This is a genomic window from Streptomyces sp. NPDC001530 (assembly GCF_042894545.1).
Taxonomy (GTDB): Bacteria; Actinomycetota; Actinomycetes; order Streptomycetales; family Streptomycetaceae; genus Streptomyces.
On the sequence record NZ_JBIAVS010000010.1, the window covers coordinates 349,637 to 367,049 of the forward strand.

The window sequence follows — 17,413 nt, forward strand, 5'->3', positions numbered from 1 at the left end:
TATGCACTAGTGCAATGGAGAGCGCAATGCCGGAGACGAGCACCCAGCCTGGGACGACGCAGCCCGCTGCCTACACCCCGACCGACCGCACCGTCCCCACCCGCTCCAAGGACCGCGCCGCGTACGACCGCGAGCTGGTGCACGCGATACTCGACGAGGGATACGTCTGCCACCTCGGCTTCGTCCGCGACGGTGCCCCGGTCGTCCTGCCCACGCTGTACGGACGCGTCGGCGAGCGCCTCTATGTGCACGGCTCGACGGGCTCGCGCCCGCTGCGGATGACCGGTCAGGCCGATCCCGGGCTGCCGGTCTGCCTGACCGTGACCCATGTCGACGGCCTGGTCCTGGCCCGCTCGGCCTTCCACCACTCGATCAACTACCGCTCCGTGGTGGTGCACGGCGTTGCCCACCAGGTGATGGACCCGGACGAGAAGCGTGAGGCCCTGGACGCGCTGGTCGACCATGTCGTCCCCGGACGCTCGTACGACTCCCGGCCCGCCAACGCCAAGGAACTCGCGGCCACCGCTGTGATCCGCCTTGACCTCGACGAGGTCTCCGCGAAGCTGCGCACCGGCGGCCCGAACGACGAGCCCGAGGACCTCGCGCTCCCCCACTGGACCGGAGTCCTCCCGCTGGCCAAGGGGTACGGCGCCCCGATCCCCGCCGACGACCTCGCCCCCGGCATCGAGCTCCCCGACTATCTGACGACCCTGTGACGCTGACCCCTGGCCCGCCTGACGTTGCCGGGAGGGGTTTGTTTCGCCCCCTCCGCCCCTACCCGTCCCATACCTGGGGCTCCGCCCCCCAGACCCCCGTATCGCGCTACCGCGCTCGTCCTCAAACGCCGGACGGGCTGAAAGATTTCCCCCGGGCCGGCACTGGAAAGTCTTAGCCCGTCCGGCGTTTGAGGACGAGGCCGTCAAGGCCGATGGGGGTCCAGGGGGCGCAGCCCCCTGGCGGGGTCTGGGGCGGAGCCCCAGGTACGGGAAGGGTAGGGGCGGAGGGGGCGAAAACCGTTCGACCTGAGTGAGCTGACGGGCGCAGGCCGGCCCCGGCGAGCCTTCGCCCCGCGTGTCAGACGAGCGCCGATTCCTCCTCGGGTGCCGTGCGCCGCCCGTCGGCCCCCGCGCCCCGCGTCTCCGCCACCGCGAGCCCCGCGACAGAGGCGAGCATCAGCAAGGTGCCCGCGAGCGTCGCCGCGGTCAGTCGTTCACCGAGCAGGCCGACAGCCAGGGCGGCCGCGCTCACCGGCTCCAGGAGCATGATCACGGAGACGGTCGCGGAGCGGACGACCGCCGCGCCGGCGAAGAACAGGGCGTAGGCCAGCGCCGTGGGAACGGCGGCGATGTACGCCAACAGGGCCAGGACGTGCGCCGGTTGGGCGGCGTGCGGGACCAGCCCCTCGGCCAACCCGAGCGGCAGGAGGCAGATGGTGGTGACGGCGAACGTCCACACCGTCGTGCCGGACCCGTCGGCCCGGCCGTCGCGTCCCCACCCCCGGGTGAGCAGCGTCATGGCGGAGTACCCGGCGGCGGACACGACCGCGAGCAGAACGCCGAAGGGGCGCACGGTCGCACCCCCGCTGCCCAGCACCAGCACCCCGAGCCCGATGAGCGCCCCGGCGACGGCGGCACTCCCGCCGCGCCCGAGCCGCTCCCCCATGGTCAGCCGCGCACCGAGCGCGATGAGCACGGGCCCGGCGCCCAGGGTGACGACGGTCGCCACCGCGAGGCCGGTCGCCTCGACGGCGGCGAAGTAGGCGGTCTGGAAAACGGCCAGCCCGAAGCCCGTGACGCCGATCCGCAGGGCCTTGCGACCGAGCGGTTCACGGACGGCGGGCGCGACCCGTCGGCGCCGCCGCAGACGCACGGCGAGCAGCAGCACGAGTCCGCCCGCGCAGCGCCAGAAGGAGAGGGCGATCGGCCCCATGTCACTGGCCCGGTAGACCAGTGACGCGGCCGCGCCCGCGGTGCCCCAGGCGGCACCGGCGACGATCAGATAGAGGAGGCCTCGCCCGATGGGCAGGCCGGAAGCAGCATGCGACACGTGTTCTCTCCGCAGATTCGCAGAAGTTCAGGAAGGGACCACGTCGCCGCCGGTGCGCGGAGCACCAGGCACATGAGCACGCAGCGCAAGGTACCGGCGTACGGAAGGGTCCTCGGACTTCTTCTGCGGGCAGCACCGTTCCACCCGACGGAGGCGCCGGGCGTGGATTCCGGAGGGCCCGCCTCAGGCGGCCGGAGGCGGAAGCACGAGCGTCGAAGGCATGATCAGCACCCTAGGTGGCGCTTCCGTGGGCCGACAACTCCCTTTCGGAGCCGCTCCCCCCGCTCGCGACCGGCCCGTCCGAGGGCTTCGCGGGCGCCGACGACTGCGCGATGAACGCACCGAGCAGCACCACCGAGCCACCGACGATCTGCGGTGCCGAGAGGTGCTCCCCGAGCAGCACCCAGGCGAGGACGGTCGCGATCACCGCTTCGAGACAGGCCACGACTCCCGCGACCTGCGGGGAGAGCCTGCGCACGGAGAGCACCCCGGTGGCGTACGCGAGGACGGTCGCGATCAGCACGATCCACACCGATGAGCAGTGCGGCGAGCACGGACGTCCCGTTCATGTCCGCGCTGCCTCCGAGCACGGACCAGTCCATGGTCCAGGGGTGCGCGACGACCGTCAGCACGAGGGCGCCGACGATCAGCCCGTACGCGATCACGCCGAGCGGGTCCGGCGCCTCGTCGCCCGCGTCGCTGCCCTGGTCGGACAGGACGAAGTAGCCGACCTGGCAGCAGGCGGCGCCCAGGGCGAGGAGCAGTCCGACGGCGTCGAAGCTCAGCCCGGACCACACCTCGACGACACAGGCGAGTCCACCGACCGCGAGGACGACCCCGAGGGCTGCGGCGCGCGTCACGGGCCGACGCTGCACGAAGCGCACCCAGCCGAGCACGAGCGCGGGCGCCAGGTACTCGACGAGCAGTGCGACGCCGACGGGGATACGGGAGATCGCGGCGAAGTAGAAGGCCTGCACACCGGCCACGCCGAGCAGTCCGAACCCTGCGAGCAGTGCGGGCCGCCGCCACAGCAGCGCCCTATGGCGTACGGCCAGGGGCAGCATCACCAGCGCGGCGCCCGTGACGCGCAGCCACACCACGTGGAGCGGGTCGAGGCCCGCTTCGATCAGCGGCTTGGCCGCGACACCCGATCCGCCGAAGGCGACCGCCGACACGAGCGCGAGGCCCAGGCCGACGCCCCTTCCACGGTTGCGCTGACTGCCCTGAGACGTATGCACCGGCACATGATGACAGGCGACGACATGACCGTCACCCCCAATGACACCTGTCTCAGCGGCTGGACGTCAGCACCGGGGGCCGACGACCTGACGGCTGGACGTCAACACCCGGCTCGACGGCCTCACGGCTGGACTGCAACACCCGGCTCGACGACCTCACGGCTGGACTGCAAAAGTCGGCTCACCCCGGCTTGGCGCCCGGCCCTCCCGGCTCAGCCTTGGCTCGGCGCCCGGCCCTCCTGGGACTCGGCACCCTTTCCGCCCCGGTGTCAGCAGCCCCCGTCGCTCCGACCCGCGTACTCCTCGAACCCGCTCTCGAGCCGCCCCAGCAGCGCCCGGGCGTCGACTCCCGCCCGCCCGAGGACCTCGACGGCCCGCGACTGGGGGTCGGCGACGAGCGCCGTGAGGAGATCGAGACCGCGGGCCCGCTCGTCGCCCCGCAGGACGGCGCGCTCGTACGCGTCCTCCATGGCGCCCGCCGCCACCGGAGACCAGCCCGCCTCGGTCACGACCGGCACGGCGCCGGAGTCCTCCACGGTGCCCTGCCAGCGCAGCCCGTAGCCGATGCTGCGCTGCACGAGGTAGCCGAGCAGCCGGGCGACCTGGGGCCCGCCGTCGAAGACCGCGCGCACCTCGGGGTCGGACTCCAGCAGCGAGTGCAGCAGATGGGCCGTGTCGATCTGCCGGTCCCCGTCCCGCAGCGCCCTCCTGCGCGCGCCGGAGACCACCGAGGCCAGCTCGGCACTGAGCCCGGCTTCGATGTCCGAACGGTTCGGGCCGCTCTCGGCGGCGGACTGCTGGGGAATACGGGATGACACAACCCCTACCCCATCAGCATCTTCGAGCTGGGGCATCCCCGGCTGGCAGCATTTTCGCGTCCCACACAGGGAGGGCATCCATGAGCGGGTTCTCCTCCTTACGGATGACACCGCGCCGATTTCCCCCTGAGGTGCGCGCCGCCTTGCCTTCGCGCCCCGCACGCAACCGCTTCGCTCCGGCGCTCGTCCACCGGACCCTGGAGAGCGGGTGCCGGCCGATGGCCCTGCCGGCGATCGACGGCAGGCAGTACGTGTACCGGGTGTACGCCCCCGAGGACGGGCCCTCCAGGGGCCTCTCCCGCGCCCCTCCCGCCGCCTCATCCACGAATTCTGACGGTTCATCAGTATTGAATGTTCCAGGCCCTGCCGCTACGTTCCGCGACACCGTAGCCCGACACAAAGAGGTGGTCGCATGGCCGAAGTCAGCGCGGAAGCCCGTATCGAGGCGCCCGCCGAGAAGATCTGGGCCCAGCTCACGGACTGGTCCGCGTACGGCGAGTGGAACGCGACCCACACCAGCTTCCCCAAGGGCGGTCCCGAAACCCTCGAAGTGGGCGGCACCTTCGAGGAGAACATGAAGCTCATGGGCTTCCCGGCCGAGGTCACCTGGACCATCGACGCCCTGGAGCCCGGGCACGTGCTGGCCATCCGCGGCAAGGGGCCGATGGCCGTGAACGTCGCCACGCGCTACACGCTCACCCCCGACGGCGAGGCGACGAAGGTCCGCATCGACGGCGAGTTCACCGGCGCCGCCGTCTCGCTCATGGCCGGCAAGCTCAAGGACTCGGCGACGGCCGCGCTCAACGAGTCGCTGCGCAAGCTGGGCGGGCTGGTCTCCCGACAGACGCACGGGTAGACGGACGGGCGCCCCGCGGACACACATCCGCGGGGCGCCGTCACGTACCACAGCACGCCGTCAGTCCTCGTCGGCGAGGATCAGGTACAGCTTTTTGCGGGCTTCGTTGATGACCGCCACCGCCTTGTCGCGCTGGTCCTTGCTGCCGGTCTTCCAGACCTGACCGAAGGCCTCCATGAGGCCGAAGCCGGCCTGCCGGATCTCGTGCAGCGTCTCCCAGTCGACCCCGCGCCCGGCCTCTTCCCAGGGCGCCTCGGGACCCTCGTCGGCCGCACTGCGACCGGACTCGGTGAGCGAGAACAGCTTCTTGCCGCCCTCGGCCTCGCTGGTGATCATGCCCTCGTCCTCCAGCAACTGAAGGGTCGGGTAGACCGAACCCGGGCTGGGCTTCCACGCCCCGCCGCTGCGCTCGGCGATCTCCTGGATCATCTCGTAACCATGCATGGGCCGGTCCTTGAGCAGGGCCAGGATCGACGCGCGTACGTCGCCGCGCCGCGCCCTCCCCCGGGGTCCGCCCCGGCCGCCGCGCCCGCCCCAGGGGCCCGGGCCGAAGCCGGGGCCACCACCGAAGCCGGGACCGCCGGGACCACCCGGTCCGAAGGGCCCGAAAGCCCCGCGCCGCCCCTCGAAGCCGCCCCGACCACGAGGACCGGGTCCGCCGTGGTGTCCATGTCCGTGCTCGTATCCGAAGTCTTGTCCACGGGAACGCATCGCAATCACTCCATTCCATCGCTGATCGGTCGCGATGCGTCAACGATATATCGGAACTGTTCGCATGACAACCCCCATGGCAACCCCAAGGTCGATGACAACCCCGCAGACATCTGCCGTCAGCGTTTGGGAGAGTCCTCCCTCAGCACAGCCAGCCGACGCCGGTACTCGTCCTCGTCGATCTCCCCGCGCGCGAACCGCTCCGCGAGGACCTGCTCGGGCGAGCCCACCGCACCAGGCGTGTGCGGCTCCTTCTGTGCGCGGTTCAGGGCGCGGAAGAGCAGGATGCCCGCGCCGACGAGCAGGGCCCAGAAGACGATCGCGCTCAACGACATGGCGAACCAGCCCCAGCCGGTCATTCCGTCGTGGTACCAGTACATCCCGGATCACTTCCTCGGCATGCGAACCCGGGTCGCGGATGCGGCCCTTCAGGGCGTTGACCAGGGCTCCTCACCCCTCATGGTCTCCCTTCACGAGTCGCGGGCACAGGTGCCGAACGGCCTGCGGGCGTGGCTGTGCCGGCAGTCGTGCGGGACCAGCGCGACGGGGCAGCTCACGCGGCGGATCAACGCGTGGGCGACCAGGCCGGTGTGCGGCCCGACAGCGCCACTGCGCCTGCGGCGGCGTACCACCAGCAGGCCAGCCCCGCCCGCCGCCTTCACGAGGATGGCGGGAGAAGTTCCCGCCCCGCGCGTACGGAACGTGCCAGGCGTGCACGACCCGCAGCGGCGCCCGGCGCAGCTCGGCGGCGCGGAAGGCGAATCCCAGCACGGCGTCACACGCCCCGGTGACGTCGACGGCGACCGCGACGTCGCGGTACGGAGTCCGGTCCGACGGCTTCCCGGGGCTGTCCGGCAGGTTTCGGCCTGCGCGCCCGCGCCGGCCCGTACCAGGACGACCGGCCGCTCGACGCGGGCCACGGTGCTCATGGCGAGGACCCCGCGAAGAATCCGCCCACGCCGCCGAGGCCCTGGTTGCCGATGACCAGGAGCTCGGCGTTCTCCGCCTCGGCGAGAGAGCGGGCCCGGGCTGCTTCCCTACCTGCTCGGCGGCGATGTGCAACTGCGGGAACCGTTCGTTCGCTGCTTGGGGATGGGCTGTCAGGTCCTCACCGGGACCGTCCGGCCCATGCCCCCCGGGACCGGTACGCCGAGCCATGGTGGGCCGGTGCGCTGCACGCCCGGTGCCCGCGCGCCGTCGCCCCGGCGTGAACGCTCAGTCCGGGAGCGGCAGTCGGCACGTCTCCCCCGGCTCGACGGACACCGCGCGGTCCGGCAGCCGGATGTCGATGGGCGAACGGTCGGAGGAGGGCACCGCGATCTCCAGCCGCCGACGCTCCAGCCGCAGCCGTACCCCCCAATGCCCCCGATAGCGGAGGGCGAACCCGTACGACGACAGCTCAGGCAGCGGCACGGGGTCGAGCCACAGTGCTCCGTCGCGGGTCTCGAGCCCGGTCAGTCCCCGCTGGACGAGGTCGAGTGTGCCCGCCATGGCACCGAGGTGGATGCCTTCCCCCGTGGTGCCACCCTGCAGATCGGCGATGTCGCCCCGCAGGGCCTCCTGGCAGAACGCCCACGCCTCGGCGCGCCGGGCTCGGGCCAGCACCCAGCCGTGGACGAGTCCGCTGAGGGTGGATCCGTGGCTGGTGCGCCGCAGGTAGTAGTCGACGGTCCGTCGCCAGAGGTCGTCGTCGAGCGGCAGCCCCAATCTGTCGAAGGTGCCCTGGAGTTCAGCCGGTGAGAAGAGGTAGCCCAGCATCAGCACGTCGGCCTGCTTGGACGCCTGGTAGCGGTTGACGGTATCGCCCTCCGCCTCCAGGATCCGGTCGAGGCGCCGGATGTCGCCGTACCTGTCCCGGTAGCCGTCCCAGTCCAGTTCGGCGAGGTCGCCGTACCCGTCGAACTGGCTGATGACGTCGTCGTGGAAGGGCACGTGGAGCGTGCGGGACACGTCCTCCCACTGTTCGAGTTCGCCGCCGTCCAGCCCGGTGCGCTCGACCAGTTCGCGCCGCCGGGGTTCGGGGAGGGCGCGCAGCACCTCCAGGGTGCGGGCGAGCACCCACGCGGCGGTGACGTTCGTGTACGCGTTGTCGTCGAGACCGGGCTCGCTCGCGTCGGGATAGGCGTCGTGGTACTCGTCGGGGCCGACCACGCCGCGGATGCGGTGCCGCCCGAGGGTCTCGTCGTAGGTCGCCGAGTCCGCCCAGAAGCGGGCGATCTGCAGCAGCATCTCGGCGCCCTTGGTGTGCAGGAACTCGGCGTCGCCGCTGGCCTCGCAGTACTGCCACACGTTGTACGCGACGGCCGAGCCGACGTGCCGCTGGAGCCGGGAGTGGTCGGGCAGCCAGCGCCCGGAGCGCGGGTTGAGGTGCAGTTCCTGTGTCTCCTCACGCCCGTCGCTGCCGCTCTGCCACGGGAACAGCGCCCCTCGCCGGCCGGTCGCGCGCGCCGCGGCGCAGGCGCGGTCCAGGCGCCGGTGACGGTAGCGGAGCAGGGCGCGGGACACCTCGGGGAAGTGCAGGTTGAGGTAGGGCAGCACGAACAGCTCGTCCCAGAAGACGTGCCCGCGGTACGCCTCTCCGTGCAGGCCCCGGGCGGGGACCCCCACGTCGAGGTCGGCGGTGGGCGGCGAGAGCGTCTGCAGCACGTGGAAGAGGTGCAGCCGCAGCACGCGGCCGGCCTCCCCGGACACGTCGAGGCCGGCCCGGCGCCAGAGCAGGTCCCAGGCCGTGAGGTGGCGCTCCAGCAGTTCGTCGAAGCCGGGTGCCCCGCCCACCCGGTCGATCGCGGCACGCAGCGGGTCGCTGATCGCGGGGTCGCGGGAGGTGTGCAGCGCGACGGTCTTGTCGATGATGACGGTCCGGCCGGGAGTCAGGAACGGGCGCACCTGCTGAACGGCGCGAGGAGACGTGTGATCGGTGTCGACGGGCACATCGGCGGTCAGCCGGGCCGCCAGGCCGATCCGGACGTCGGAGGTGCGGGTGCGGCAGCGCAGCCACACCGTGTCCGGGGCGGCGGTGCCGGTGTGCACATGGACCAGATGACGGCCGTCCAGGTCGCGGTAGCGCGGCACGCCGGAATTGGTGACACCTCCGTCGAGCGCGGCCTCGGCCTCCAGATGGTCGGCGAAACCCCCGGCAGTGAATTCGGTGCGCAGGGCGGCCAGATGGGGGTCGCCCATGTGCACGAGACGCTGCTGGCGCACGGACAGCGCGCGCCCTTGGCCGAGCCCGTACCGTGTCCGGCGCTCCAGCAGGCCCGAGGCCAGGTGCAGGACCTGACGGTGGTCGAGCACGGTCGCCGTGTCCGGCGTCAGCCACTGCTGCCCGGCGAGACGGAAACGCAGCGGCAGCCAGTTCGGGAGGTTGACCATGTCCTCGTTCTCCACCTGGCGTCCGGCCACCTCCGAGGTGAGCCGGTTGTAGCAGCCGGCCGCATAGCTGCCCGGGTAGTGCACGTCGTCCGCGGAGCATTCGGGAAGCGCCCCGCGGGTCGCGAAGTAGCCGTTGCCCAGCGTGCACAGGGATTCCCTCAGGCGTTCGTCGGCGGGGTCGTAGCCCTCGTACTGCCAGGTCCAGCCGGTCACGGCGGTGCTCCTCCCACCAGCAGTCCTCCCGTCGGCGAATCGAGGCATCACGCCCGCTGTGGCACGACCGCGACCGGGCACTCCGCATGATGCAGCAGCGTGTGGCCCACCCTGCCGAGCTGGAGGCCGTGGTTTCCCTGCCTGGGCCGCGCACCGATGACGACGAGGTCGGCGGCGGCCGAGCGCTTGAGCAGCACCGTGCGGGCCGGTCCTTCCACTGTGGCACGGCGCACCCGGACACTCGGGTGCGCCGATGTGGCCTCGTGGAGCAAGGTGTCGAGCAGGTCGGACGCCCGCTGCTCGTATGCGGCGGCCGGCTCCCCGGCCGGCAGCGGGTGGTCGGTGCTCTCGTGCGCGGGGCGGCGCCAGGCACGTACGGCGTCGAGCACGCACGTGCGTGCCTCGGCCTCGCGGAAGGCGAACCGCACCGCCTCGCCACTCGTCGCGGGGTCCCCGGCGCCGAGCAGGATCCGCTCGTGGATCCCGGCCAGTCCCGCCTTGTCACCCCGGATCACGATCACCGGGCAGTGGGCCCGGGCGGCCACGGCCAGACTCACCGAGCCGAGGAGCAGCCCCGTGATCTCACCGCGCCCCCGGGCTCCGGTCACCAGGGCGGAGGCGTGGTGGCCTTCGCGCAGCAGAGCGGACACCGCGTCCTCGGGCCGTACGTCCGCGGAGACCTTCACCTCTGGGTTGCGCCGCTGGGCCCGCTCCGTCGCGGAGCCGACGAAGTGCTCCGCCATCACCCTTTCGGAGGGGCGTTCCAGGCTGCTCGACGGTGTGGCGCCTTCGTAGCGCTCCCACAAGGAGGCGTACACCAGCCGGAGCGGCAGACCGTGCCGGGCGGCTTCGTCCACGGCCCAGTCCACGGCCGTGAGGCTGGAGTCCGATCCGTCGACGCCCACGACCAGGGGGAATTCCATCGTCTCCACCGCCTTTTGCCGGGCTGCCACGTCATACAGCTGTGGATCAGTGTCACCGTCGCACCCCCGGCCGGGCGGCAGGAGGGGCGGTTCGGCCCTGATCGGGGACGTTCGGCCCATGCCCCGCACGATGACGGCGTGGGCCGGGCCGTGATCGCACGCCTTGAGGAGCGGTCGGTGCACCGTCCCCTGCCGCCTGGCACGGTGCCGGATACGTGCGACGGTGATCCGGCCCGGCTGCTCGGCCTGTGGGAGGACGCGGAGTTCGCCGTCGTCATCGACGCCGCGCATGCCGAACCGCCCCACCCGGGTCACGTCCACCGACTGGCCGTGATGGGCCCGTGGCCGGGTCGGGCCGGCGAGACCAGCTCCCACGGACTGGGGCTCGGTGAGGCGGTCGAGCTGTCCCGCGCTCTCGACCGCCTGCCGCGCCGAATCGTTGTGTACGCCGTGGAGGGTGTCGACGGCACGGTGGCGGCGGTCTGTCGGCGCCGGTCGCGGCGCAGGTGGATGCCGTGGCGTGGAGCGTGGAGGAAGACATCGTGCGTCACCTCGCCGATGCCGCAGACCGACCCCGCGAGGACGTGCCAGGAGCGAGCGCGCCATGGCCGAGGCCGAGGTCGAGCGCACGCTCGACGTGCTGCGCGCCATGGCCGACGCGGTGATGGGCGAACTGGGCGAGCCCCTGCCGGCCTGGCGCTCCCGGTGAGGGCCACGTCGGCCTGCGGGTGCGGAGCCGACGGCTTCACGAGGCCGGTTACATCGAGGCCGGGGCCGATCGGCCCTGGTGGTTCTCCCGCTGACGTGGTGTGCTGTGAGTGGCGGGAAGGACCCGTGCAGACGCGGAGAAGCGGCCCACGACCGCGCACCGCGCAATCAGGATCCGCGAGAAGCGGATGGGGCCCTTCCCGTCTCGCGATGACATCACAGTGCCGACCCTTGCCACGACGTGCCGACGCCGACCCTGTCATGAGGTGCTTGTACTGCATGGGCCCGGTCGCCGGGCCGCCGTCTGGCGGGCCGCAAGCCGGACATCCCGAACCACAGCGTCTGCTCCGCCTGCAAGCGCCGCGGCACGGTCTGCGTCACCGTCGCCCACGGCACCCACTGCCTCGGCCCGGTCACCCACGCCGGATGCGGGGCGATCTGCCCGGCGTACGGGCGTGGCGGCAACGGCTGCTTCGGCCCGTCGGCTCGGTGGACCTGCCCGCGCTGATCCCGCTGCTGCACCGGGACGGCATGGCCGAGCTCGACACCGAGCGCTTCCTGCGCACCGTCTACGCCGCCGCCTTCGGGAAGGAGCCCCCGTCGTGATCCACCGACGACGGCACCCTCACCGACGTCCGCCTCGTACCGCCCAGCGCACAGCACGAGGGCGCCGTGGAGGACGACCTGCGTCGGACCGCCCAGGCGGCGATCGCCCGACGCGACGCGAGCGACGAAGAGAAGAGCTGACGCGGTTGTGCGAGCGGGCCATCCGCAACCACGATCCGCGCTTCTCGTGCTCCGCCCACTTCCTCGACCTCACCGTCGACCGCACCTGACAACCCGAGGAGGAGACCGTGCCCAGCAACCCGTCCATCGTGAGCGACGTGATGACGCACACCGTCGTCGCCGTCGGCCGCGACGCCTCGTTCAAGGACATCGTCAAGCTCATGGACCAGTGGAAGGTCAGCGCCCTTCCGGTCCTGGAGGGCGAGGGCCGTGTCATCGGCGTCGTCTCCGAGGCCGACCTGCTGCCCAAGGAAGAGTTCCGCGACAACGATCCGAACCGGTACACACAGCTTCACCGGCTGTCCGACCTGGCCAAGGCCGGCGCGGTGACCGCCGGGGAACTGATGAGCGCGCCGGCCGTCACGGTGCACGCCGACAGCACCCTCGCCCAGGCCGCCCGCATCATGGCCCAGCGCAAGGTCAAACGGCTTCCGGTGGTCAATGACGAGGGCATGCTCGAAGGTGTCGTCAGCCGTGCGGACCTGCTCAAGGTGTTCCTGCGGCCGGACGACGAGATCGCCGACGAGATCCGGCGCGACATCGTCGACGTCATCTCCCCGGCCCCGATCGAACCCATCCAGGTCACGGTCACCGAAGGCGTCGCCACGCTCACCGGGAAGATCCGGGACACCGCCCTGATCCCCCTGACCGTCCGCCTGGTACAGGGCGTCGAGGGCGTGGTCGACGTGGACTGCCACCTGTCGGGAGCCGACGCGGGATGACTGGCCGCGGGCGCGGCACTCACGACCAAGCGCTCGGTCCCCGAAGGGCGCCACGCGGTGGGCTTCGGCGAGGTGTCCTCCGAGGGGCCGCAGGGGCGGGTGACGCTCCGCACGCCGGTCGGCGTACGGCGGATCGTGGACTTGCCGCTCGGGGAGCAACTGCCCCGTATCTGCTGAACGCGGTCCCAGTAGGGACGGCCGCGGAGGGTGACCGGCGGCATCACGCATGGCGCGGCCGGAGGAGGCCCTCCGGCCGCGCCATGTGCGGCTCCGCCGCACCAACACTCAGGCGTGCCGCACGGGAATGGTCCGGGTGCTCGCCTTCGTCTCCGACAGCGGAACGGTGACGGTCAGGACACCGTCCTTGTACTCCGCCGTCGCCTTGTCGCCGTCGGCCTCGGCCGGCAGCCGCACGGAGCGGCTGAAGGTGCCGTAGCGGAACTCGGTGTGGTGCTTCTTCGTGGTCTCCTCACTGCGCTCGGCCCGTAGGGTCAGAACGCCTTCCGTGACACTGATCTCGACATCCTTGGACGGGTCGATGCCCGGAAGTTCGGCCCGCAGCAGGTAGGTCTCGCCGGTGAGCTGCTCCTCGATACGGATACCGTGCGTGCCGGGAATCGCGTGCGTTCCAGGGAAGCCCGACTCCGCCCAGCCGAACAGGTCGGGCCAGGACGGCAGCCGCTCGATCATGCCGGTCATCGTGTCCTCCTTCGCTCGCCACTTCCTTCGCCAGTTGCAGCGTTGCGCACCGGAGCAGGGACGCACGGGGGCCGAGCGGCCCGGGAGACCCCGACCGGCTCTGTCAGCCGATCGTCCTCCGCCACCGGGGACCGACGCGCTCCCACTCCCGGTCCCATGCCTCCATTCTCTGCCGGTCCAGGCACCCGCGCGCCAGCCGTCCGCAGACCAGCACCCCTCCCCCGGCGCTCAGCCCGACCAGCACGCCGACGATCGATGCCTCCAGCTGCGCCTGGGCCTCGGAGGCCGGCTTGGAGACCAGTTCGCCCGCGCGGTCCGTCCACACGGTGACCGGCGCGCCCGCCTTCAGGCCGGGCTCGACCTTCGCCAGACCGGTCTGTGTGACACCCATGGTGCCGGTCCAGCGCACCTTCGCCCACACGCTTCCGTCGCTGTAGTCGGGCACCGGCTGCGGGGTCCTGGCCGCGTCCTGGGCCAGCACGGCCCGTACCGGGTACGAGTGGGCGCGGCGCCCGGCGAGTCCGTCCTCCATCGCTCCCGCCGCCGCCAGGCCCGCGAGCACACCGGCCACGAGGACGAACAGCCAGGTGACGAGCACGATCCAGGCTTCCAGACGGTCGCTGCGGCGCCGGATCGGATTGCGCCGCCACCGCCACAGCCACACCCTCGACCCCGTTGTACGACGCGTTGTCGCCATCGGTCGTCACCTTCTTTCGCGGACCGCGGGCCGTGCTCTCGGGGGGCGGCGGACAGGGACGCGTCACGTGATGCTTCCGGCTCCCCAAGGCGGCCGCGTGACGTCGTCCACGGGAAGGTCGGGGTCGAGGTTCGGAAGACGGGGCGGCCCCAGCAGCGCGCAGTCCACGTCCACCACACCGTCGACGCCCCGCACCAGCCGCGTGACGATGGGCACGAGCGTGGTGTCCCGGACGCGTCCGGTGACCTTTACGACACCGTCGCGCACCTCCACCCGGATCGGCTCCAGCGGAGCGGGGAACAGACGGGCGACGATCTCCAGGCGGATTTCCTCCGCGATGTCCTCGTCGTCCCGCAGGAACACCTTGAGCAGGTCGGAGCGGCTGACGACGCCCAACAGCGTGTCCTCGTCGCTGACGACGGGCAGCCGTTTGACCTTGGCACGGGCCATGGTCCGGGCGGCCTGCCCAAGGGTCGCGTTCGCGGTGACGGTGACGGCCGGAGCGGTCATCAGCTCCTCGGCGGTCACCGTGCCGGCCTTGGCGAGGTTGGCCAGCTGCTCCAACCGTGCGTAGCGGTCGTCCGGGTCGGCGTCACGGAACTCCTGCTTGCGCAGCAGGTCGGCCTCGGAGACGACGCCGATGACCCGGTTCTCCTCTTCCAGGACCGGCAGGGCGCTGACATTCCACTGCCGCATGGCCTTGACGATGTCCTTGTACGTCGCCGTGCGGCCCAGTGCGACGACTCTGCGGGTCATCACATCGCTCACGAGGTGCGGGGGGCGGTGGTGCATGGTGTCCTCCGGTGGTGCCGAGACGGGGACACCTCCAGGGTGACTCATGGACCGCCCGAGGGCGATGGGCCGACCGGCCCACCGGACGGGACGGCCGGGCACCTCCTTCCGGTGCGGCCGCGGATCATCCCTCGGGTGCCGCCGGGGATCATCCCTCCGGTGCCGCCGGGCTTCGCCGTCACCACGGAAGCCGGGCGAGGCCCGGTCACACGGTGATGCGGCGCCCGGTGATGCTGAGGGGATCGATGCGGATCCAGAGGTCGCGCTGTCCGCCCGCCCAAGGTGTGCTGTACGCCTGTTCCTCCAGTCGCCGGAGGGCTTCGGGATCTGTCACGGCGTGGGCGTGTCCGCGCACCAGGACGCTCCAGCCCTGGCTGAACGCTCCGTCGATGCGGTCGACCTCGAAGGCCACCTGCGAGCCGGACGCCTGCGAGGGGGTCGCGCGGGGGTCGGTCCTGAAGACGATCGCTTCCTCGATGACGGTGTAGTTCACGGGGACGATGACCGGCCCCGAGGCGGTGTGCACCGCCACTCTTCCCACACCGTGCGTCGAGAGCAGGTCACGGCACTCCCTCGTGCTCAGTTCGGTGAACTTCGGGTGTCGGCCGGCCCGTCCCACCGCGGGCGGCAGATCGGCGTCGCCGCCCGTGAGCTCCACCACGGTCGTCTCGAGGGCGGCGGCCAGTCTGAGGAGGCTGGCGATGCCGGGTGCCGCGGTGGGGCGTTCCTCCAGGTACTGGAGGTAGCCGGGAGCCATGCCCGCCCGAGTGGCCGTTTCCTCTCGCGACAGGCCGAGTTCCTCGCGCCGCAGGGCGATCCTGCGCCCGAGGTTGCCCACGGGGCGGCCTTCTACCGCGTTCGACGGTGCCTGTGCGGCCATGGCCCGTCACTTCCTCTCGTCGGGCCGCCCGAAGGGCGACGAATTCGTGCCGCTGTCCGCCGAGTACCACCTTGAGGGCCCGGTATCGGCGCCGCTCGGTAATCCGGGCCCTCATGCCTCCACCCAGGTCCGTTCGGCCCCTGCGCAGGCTCGGACACGGGCGCCACGGTGGTGGGCGGGAAGGGCCTCCCCCTTGTGCCAGGAAGGCGGACTGTCATGGAAGAAGTGATCGTTGCCGAGAGGGCCCCGTCGGGGAGCCGCCGTACCGCGTACGACGGGGTCACGCTCGGTGTCGACGCCCACGACCCGGCGGAAGCGGCGATCGACTTCGCCTTCGACACCGCACGGATACGGGGTGCGCGGCTCCATGTGCTGCACGCGTGGGCGCTTCCCCCCAGGGCCGCGGACTTCCCCTTCGGCATACCGGAGGAGGACCGCGCCACCTGGGAGGACCACGAGGTGCAGCTCCTCTCCGACGTGCTGCGGCCGTGGCGCGGGAAATACCCGGAGGTGGAGGTGCTCGAAGACGTCGTCCTGTTCACCCCGGCCCAGGCCCTGATCCGCGACTCCGCCCACGCCGGACTCGTCGTGGTCGGTCGGCGGTCCCGCAGCGAGCCGAGCAGCGTCGTACAGAAGCTGCTGCGGCATGCCAAGTGCCCCGTCACCGTTGTGCCGTCGTAGTCGTGTCTTCGTAGTTCGGTAGTCCGTGGTCGGCCGCGTTTGACGAGGGTGATCGCGGGACCGGGGTCCCGGCGGCACCGGGACCCCGACGGTCGTCACGCCGTCCCTTGCCGTCCCTCTCCGAGGTCTCCAAGTCCGAGGTCTTCGAGGTCTTCGAGGTCTCCGGCGATGCGGGCCGCCCACTCCTCGATCGCCGTGAAGTCCCGGAAGTCCCCGCCCTTCCCGGAGCGGAGGATCATCCGGGCGACACGCCCCTTCGCGCCCTCATCGAGGCAGCCGCCGAAGGTGACGTGTTCCCTGGCGTCGAGCCGCGTCATGGCCCGCCGCACACCGGGTACGGGCGGGATGTCCCGCTCGGAGGCCGAGGCGTCGAGCGGGCCGCTGCTGAACAACCACAGCGGGCGCCGCCCCAGTCCCGCACGGTGGCGGCGGACGAAGCGGCGGGCGTCCTTCTGCCAGCGCCCGGCGTACAGTCCGCCTCCGACCACCACGGCGTCGTACGACGTCACGCTCGTCACCGACCCGGCCGGGCGCGCCTCGACCGTGAGCCCGTCCTTGCGAAGGACGTCGGCGATGACCTCGGCTATCCGTGCCGTGGATCCGTTGGTCGTTCCGTAAGCGACCAGCACGCTGCCGTGCATGGCTGTCCGCCTCCCTTCACAGCTTGCGCAGCCAGTCGTCGGCGACTCCGTGCAGCGCCTGCTCGTCGGGCCGCAGGCGGGAGTCGTCGAGCCGGTAGGTGAGTCTCGTCGACCACAGCGACCACGCCGTCGATCTGCTGGGTCATGGAGACGGCGATCTCCGTCTCGCTCTTGCGCTCCATGGGGCCGGACAAGTGACCGCCCTCCACCACGGAGACGTCGATGGTCCGAGGCACCAGCCACGGCGTGCGCACCAGCACCTCCTCGATCACTCCGGCGCGGATGTCCGCGTCGGGCCGCAGGAAGACCTGGAGCAGATCGCGCCGCGTGACGATGCCGACGAACCGGTCCGACACGTCCAGCACGGGCAGTCGCTGCACGGGCAGTCGCTCCACGCGCCGCTGCGCCATCGTCCGGGCGGCTTCGGCGATGGTCTCGCCCGCGTGCACGGTGACGGGCGGCTCGGTCATCTCGTTTTCGCCCGGTGCCACAGGACGGATGCACACGGTGGTGCCGTCCGCGAGCAGGGCGTGGACCGGGCTGGGCTCAGCGCATCGTCCGTCATCACGGGTCTCCTCGGTCAAGTACCGCCTGTTCCGACGCCTCAGCAGTGCGCCAGGGGCCGCTCGA

General features: G+C 71.7%; 15 protein-coding genes and 4 pseudogenes. 5 read left to right on the forward strand and 14 right to left on the reverse strand.

Annotated features, from left to right (window positions below; translation table 11 throughout):
* The first annotated feature begins 26 nt into the window (after positions 1-26).
* Positions 27-716 carry a pyridoxamine 5'-phosphate oxidase family protein gene (locus ACFY0T_RS22660; protein WP_388873321.1) on the forward strand — a complete coding sequence of 230 codons (690 nt, stop codon included), beginning with the start codon at positions 27-29 and terminating at the stop codon, positions 714-716.
* A 358-nt stretch (positions 717-1,074) separates the two neighbouring features.
* Here the strand turns inward: ACFY0T_RS22660 and ACFY0T_RS22665 are convergent, their stop codons facing one another.
* The 3 genes and pseudogenes from ACFY0T_RS22665 to ACFY0T_RS22675 form a co-directional block, all read right to left on the reverse strand.
* Positions 1,075-2,046: a DMT family transporter gene (locus tag ACFY0T_RS22665; RefSeq protein ID WP_388873324.1), complete on the reverse strand. Its 972-nt coding sequence runs from the start codon at positions 2,044-2,046 to the stop codon at positions 1,075-1,077.
* A gap of 232 nt (positions 2,047-2,278) precedes the next feature.
* A pseudogene (locus tag ACFY0T_RS22670) lies at positions 2,279-3,290 on the reverse strand (DMT family transporter).
* Positions 3,291-3,553: 263 nt separating this feature from the next.
* Positions 3,554-4,102 carry a Clp protease N-terminal domain-containing protein gene (locus ACFY0T_RS22675; RefSeq protein WP_388873327.1) on the reverse strand — a complete coding sequence of 183 codons (549 nt, stop codon included), beginning with the start codon at positions 4,100-4,102 and terminating at the stop codon, positions 3,554-3,556.
* Positions 4,103-4,514: 412 nt separating this feature from the next.
* Here ACFY0T_RS22675 and ACFY0T_RS22680 point away from each other — a divergent pair, with 412 nt between their 5' ends.
* The gene (locus ACFY0T_RS22680; RefSeq protein WP_388873330.1) at positions 4,515-4,958 is read left to right on the forward strand and encodes an SRPBCC family protein; all 444 of its coding nucleotides are present in this window, start codon (positions 4,515-4,517) and stop codon (positions 4,956-4,958) included.
* A gap of 60 nt (positions 4,959-5,018) precedes the next feature.
* Here ACFY0T_RS22680 and ACFY0T_RS22685 read toward each other — a convergent pair whose 3' ends face one another.
* The 5 genes and pseudogenes from ACFY0T_RS22685 to ACFY0T_RS22705 all read right to left on the reverse strand — a co-directional run bounded on the left by ACFY0T_RS22685 (position 5,019) and on the right by ACFY0T_RS22705 (position 10,177).
* Positions 5,019-5,669 carry a PadR family transcriptional regulator gene (locus ACFY0T_RS22685; protein WP_388873333.1) on the reverse strand — a complete coding sequence of 217 codons (651 nt, stop codon included), beginning with the start codon at positions 5,667-5,669 and terminating at the stop codon, positions 5,019-5,021.
* A 119-nt stretch (positions 5,670-5,788) separates the two neighbouring features.
* Positions 5,789-6,049: an SHOCT domain-containing protein gene (locus ACFY0T_RS22690; RefSeq protein WP_388873336.1), complete on the reverse strand. Its 261-nt coding sequence runs from the start codon at positions 6,047-6,049 to the stop codon at positions 5,789-5,791.
* 545 nt (positions 6,050-6,594) lie between these two features.
* Positions 6,595-6,690 (reverse strand): annotated as a pseudogene (locus ACFY0T_RS22695) (hypothetical protein); the annotation flags it as partial.
* 194 nt (positions 6,691-6,884) lie between these two features.
* Positions 6,885-9,254, reverse strand: coding sequence for a glycoside hydrolase family 65 protein (locus ACFY0T_RS22700; protein WP_388873339.1), 2,370 nt, complete (start codon positions 9,252-9,254; stop codon positions 6,885-6,887).
* Positions 9,255-9,301: 47 nt separating this feature from the next.
* A complete protein-coding gene (locus ACFY0T_RS22705) occupies positions 9,302-10,177 on the reverse strand; it encodes a universal stress protein (protein ID WP_388873457.1) in 876 nt (291 codons plus the stop codon).
* Between the two features lie 1,012 nt (positions 10,178-11,189).
* On the opposite strand from ACFY0T_RS22705, the pseudogene ACFY0T_RS22710 reads away from it, so the two are divergent.
* Positions 11,190-11,491, forward strand: a pseudogene (locus ACFY0T_RS22710) (oxidoreductase); the annotation flags it as partial.
* A gap of 281 nt (positions 11,492-11,772) precedes the next feature.
* Complete coding sequence (locus ACFY0T_RS22715) at positions 11,773-12,393, forward strand: CBS domain-containing protein (RefSeq protein ID WP_388873460.1); 621 nt, start codon at positions 11,773-11,775, stop codon at positions 12,391-12,393.
* Positions 12,394-12,678: 285 nt separating this feature from the next.
* Here the strand turns inward: ACFY0T_RS22715 and ACFY0T_RS22720 are convergent, their stop codons facing one another.
* The 4 genes from ACFY0T_RS22720 to ACFY0T_RS22735 form a co-directional block, all read right to left on the reverse strand.
* Complete coding sequence (locus ACFY0T_RS22720) at positions 12,679-13,092, reverse strand: Hsp20/alpha crystallin family protein (protein ID WP_388873342.1); 414 nt, start codon at positions 13,090-13,092, stop codon at positions 12,679-12,681.
* 103 nt (positions 13,093-13,195) lie between these two features.
* Complete coding sequence (locus ACFY0T_RS22725; protein ID WP_388873345.1) at positions 13,196-13,789, reverse strand: hypothetical protein; 594 nt, start codon at positions 13,787-13,789, stop codon at positions 13,196-13,198.
* Positions 13,790-13,852: 63 nt separating this feature from the next.
* On the reverse strand, positions 13,853-14,581 hold the full coding sequence (locus ACFY0T_RS22730) for a CBS domain-containing protein (RefSeq protein ID WP_388873347.1): 729 nt from the start codon (positions 14,579-14,581) through the stop codon (positions 13,853-13,855).
* Positions 14,582-14,786: 205 nt separating this feature from the next.
* On the reverse strand, positions 14,787-15,461 hold the full coding sequence (locus tag ACFY0T_RS22735; protein WP_388873350.1) for a helix-turn-helix domain-containing protein: 675 nt from the start codon (positions 15,459-15,461) through the stop codon (positions 14,787-14,789).
* A gap of 216 nt (positions 15,462-15,677) precedes the next feature.
* Here ACFY0T_RS22735 and ACFY0T_RS22740 point away from each other — a divergent pair, with 216 nt between their 5' ends.
* Complete coding sequence (locus ACFY0T_RS22740) at positions 15,678-16,142, forward strand: universal stress protein (protein ID WP_388873354.1); 465 nt, start codon at positions 15,678-15,680, stop codon at positions 16,140-16,142.
* A gap of 95 nt (positions 16,143-16,237) precedes the next feature.
* On the opposite strand, the gene ACFY0T_RS22745 is transcribed toward ACFY0T_RS22740, so the two are convergent.
* Both ACFY0T_RS22745 and ACFY0T_RS22750 read right to left on the reverse strand, forming a co-directional pair.
* Positions 16,238-16,783, reverse strand: coding sequence for a flavodoxin domain-containing protein (locus ACFY0T_RS22745; protein WP_388873357.1), 546 nt, complete (start codon positions 16,781-16,783; stop codon positions 16,238-16,240).
* 16 nt (positions 16,784-16,799) lie between these two features.
* Positions 16,800-17,253, reverse strand: a pseudogene (locus tag ACFY0T_RS22750) (CBS domain-containing protein); the annotation flags it as partial.
* Positions 17,254-17,413: the final 160 nt, after the last annotated feature.

Bases quoted from the DNA above. Each gene is read 5' to 3' on its own strand.
- ACFY0T_RS22660 (WP_388873321.1), top strand. From the start codon at position 27: ATGCCGGAGACGAGCACCCAGCCTGGGACGACGCAGCCCGCTGCCTAC.
- ACFY0T_RS22680 (WP_388873330.1), top strand. From the start codon at position 4,515: ATGGCCGAAGTCAGCGCGGAAGCCCGTATCGAGGCGCCCGCCGAGAAG.
- ACFY0T_RS22685 (WP_388873333.1), bottom strand. From the start codon at position 5,669: ATGCGTTCCCGTGGACAAGACTTCGGATACGAGCACGGACATGGACAC.
- ACFY0T_RS22690 (WP_388873336.1), bottom strand. From the start codon at position 6,049: ATGTACTGGTACCACGACGGAATGACCGGCTGGGGCTGGTTCGCCATG.
- ACFY0T_RS22705 (WP_388873457.1), bottom strand. From the start codon at position 10,177: ATGGAATTCCCCCTGGTCGTGGGCGTCGACGGATCGGACTCCAGCCTC.
- ACFY0T_RS22715 (WP_388873460.1), top strand. From the start codon at position 11,773: ATGACGCACACCGTCGTCGCCGTCGGCCGCGACGCCTCGTTCAAGGAC.
- ACFY0T_RS22720 (WP_388873342.1), bottom strand. From the start codon at position 13,092: ATGACCGGCATGATCGAGCGGCTGCCGTCCTGGCCCGACCTGTTCGGC.
- ACFY0T_RS22725 (WP_388873345.1), bottom strand. From the start codon at position 13,789: ATGGCGACAACGCGTCGTACAACGGGGTCGAGGGTGTGGCTGTGGCGG.
- ACFY0T_RS22730 (WP_388873347.1), bottom strand. From the start codon at position 14,581: ATGCACCACCGCCCCCCGCACCTCGTGAGCGATGTGATGACCCGCAGA.
- ACFY0T_RS22735 (WP_388873350.1), bottom strand. From the start codon at position 15,461: ATGGCCGCACAGGCACCGTCGAACGCGGTAGAAGGCCGCCCCGTGGGC.
- ACFY0T_RS22740 (WP_388873354.1), top strand. From the start codon at position 15,678: ATGGAAGAAGTGATCGTTGCCGAGAGGGCCCCGTCGGGGAGCCGCCGT.
- ACFY0T_RS22745 (WP_388873357.1), bottom strand. From the start codon at position 16,783: ATGCACGGCAGCGTGCTGGTCGCTTACGGAACGACCAACGGATCCACG.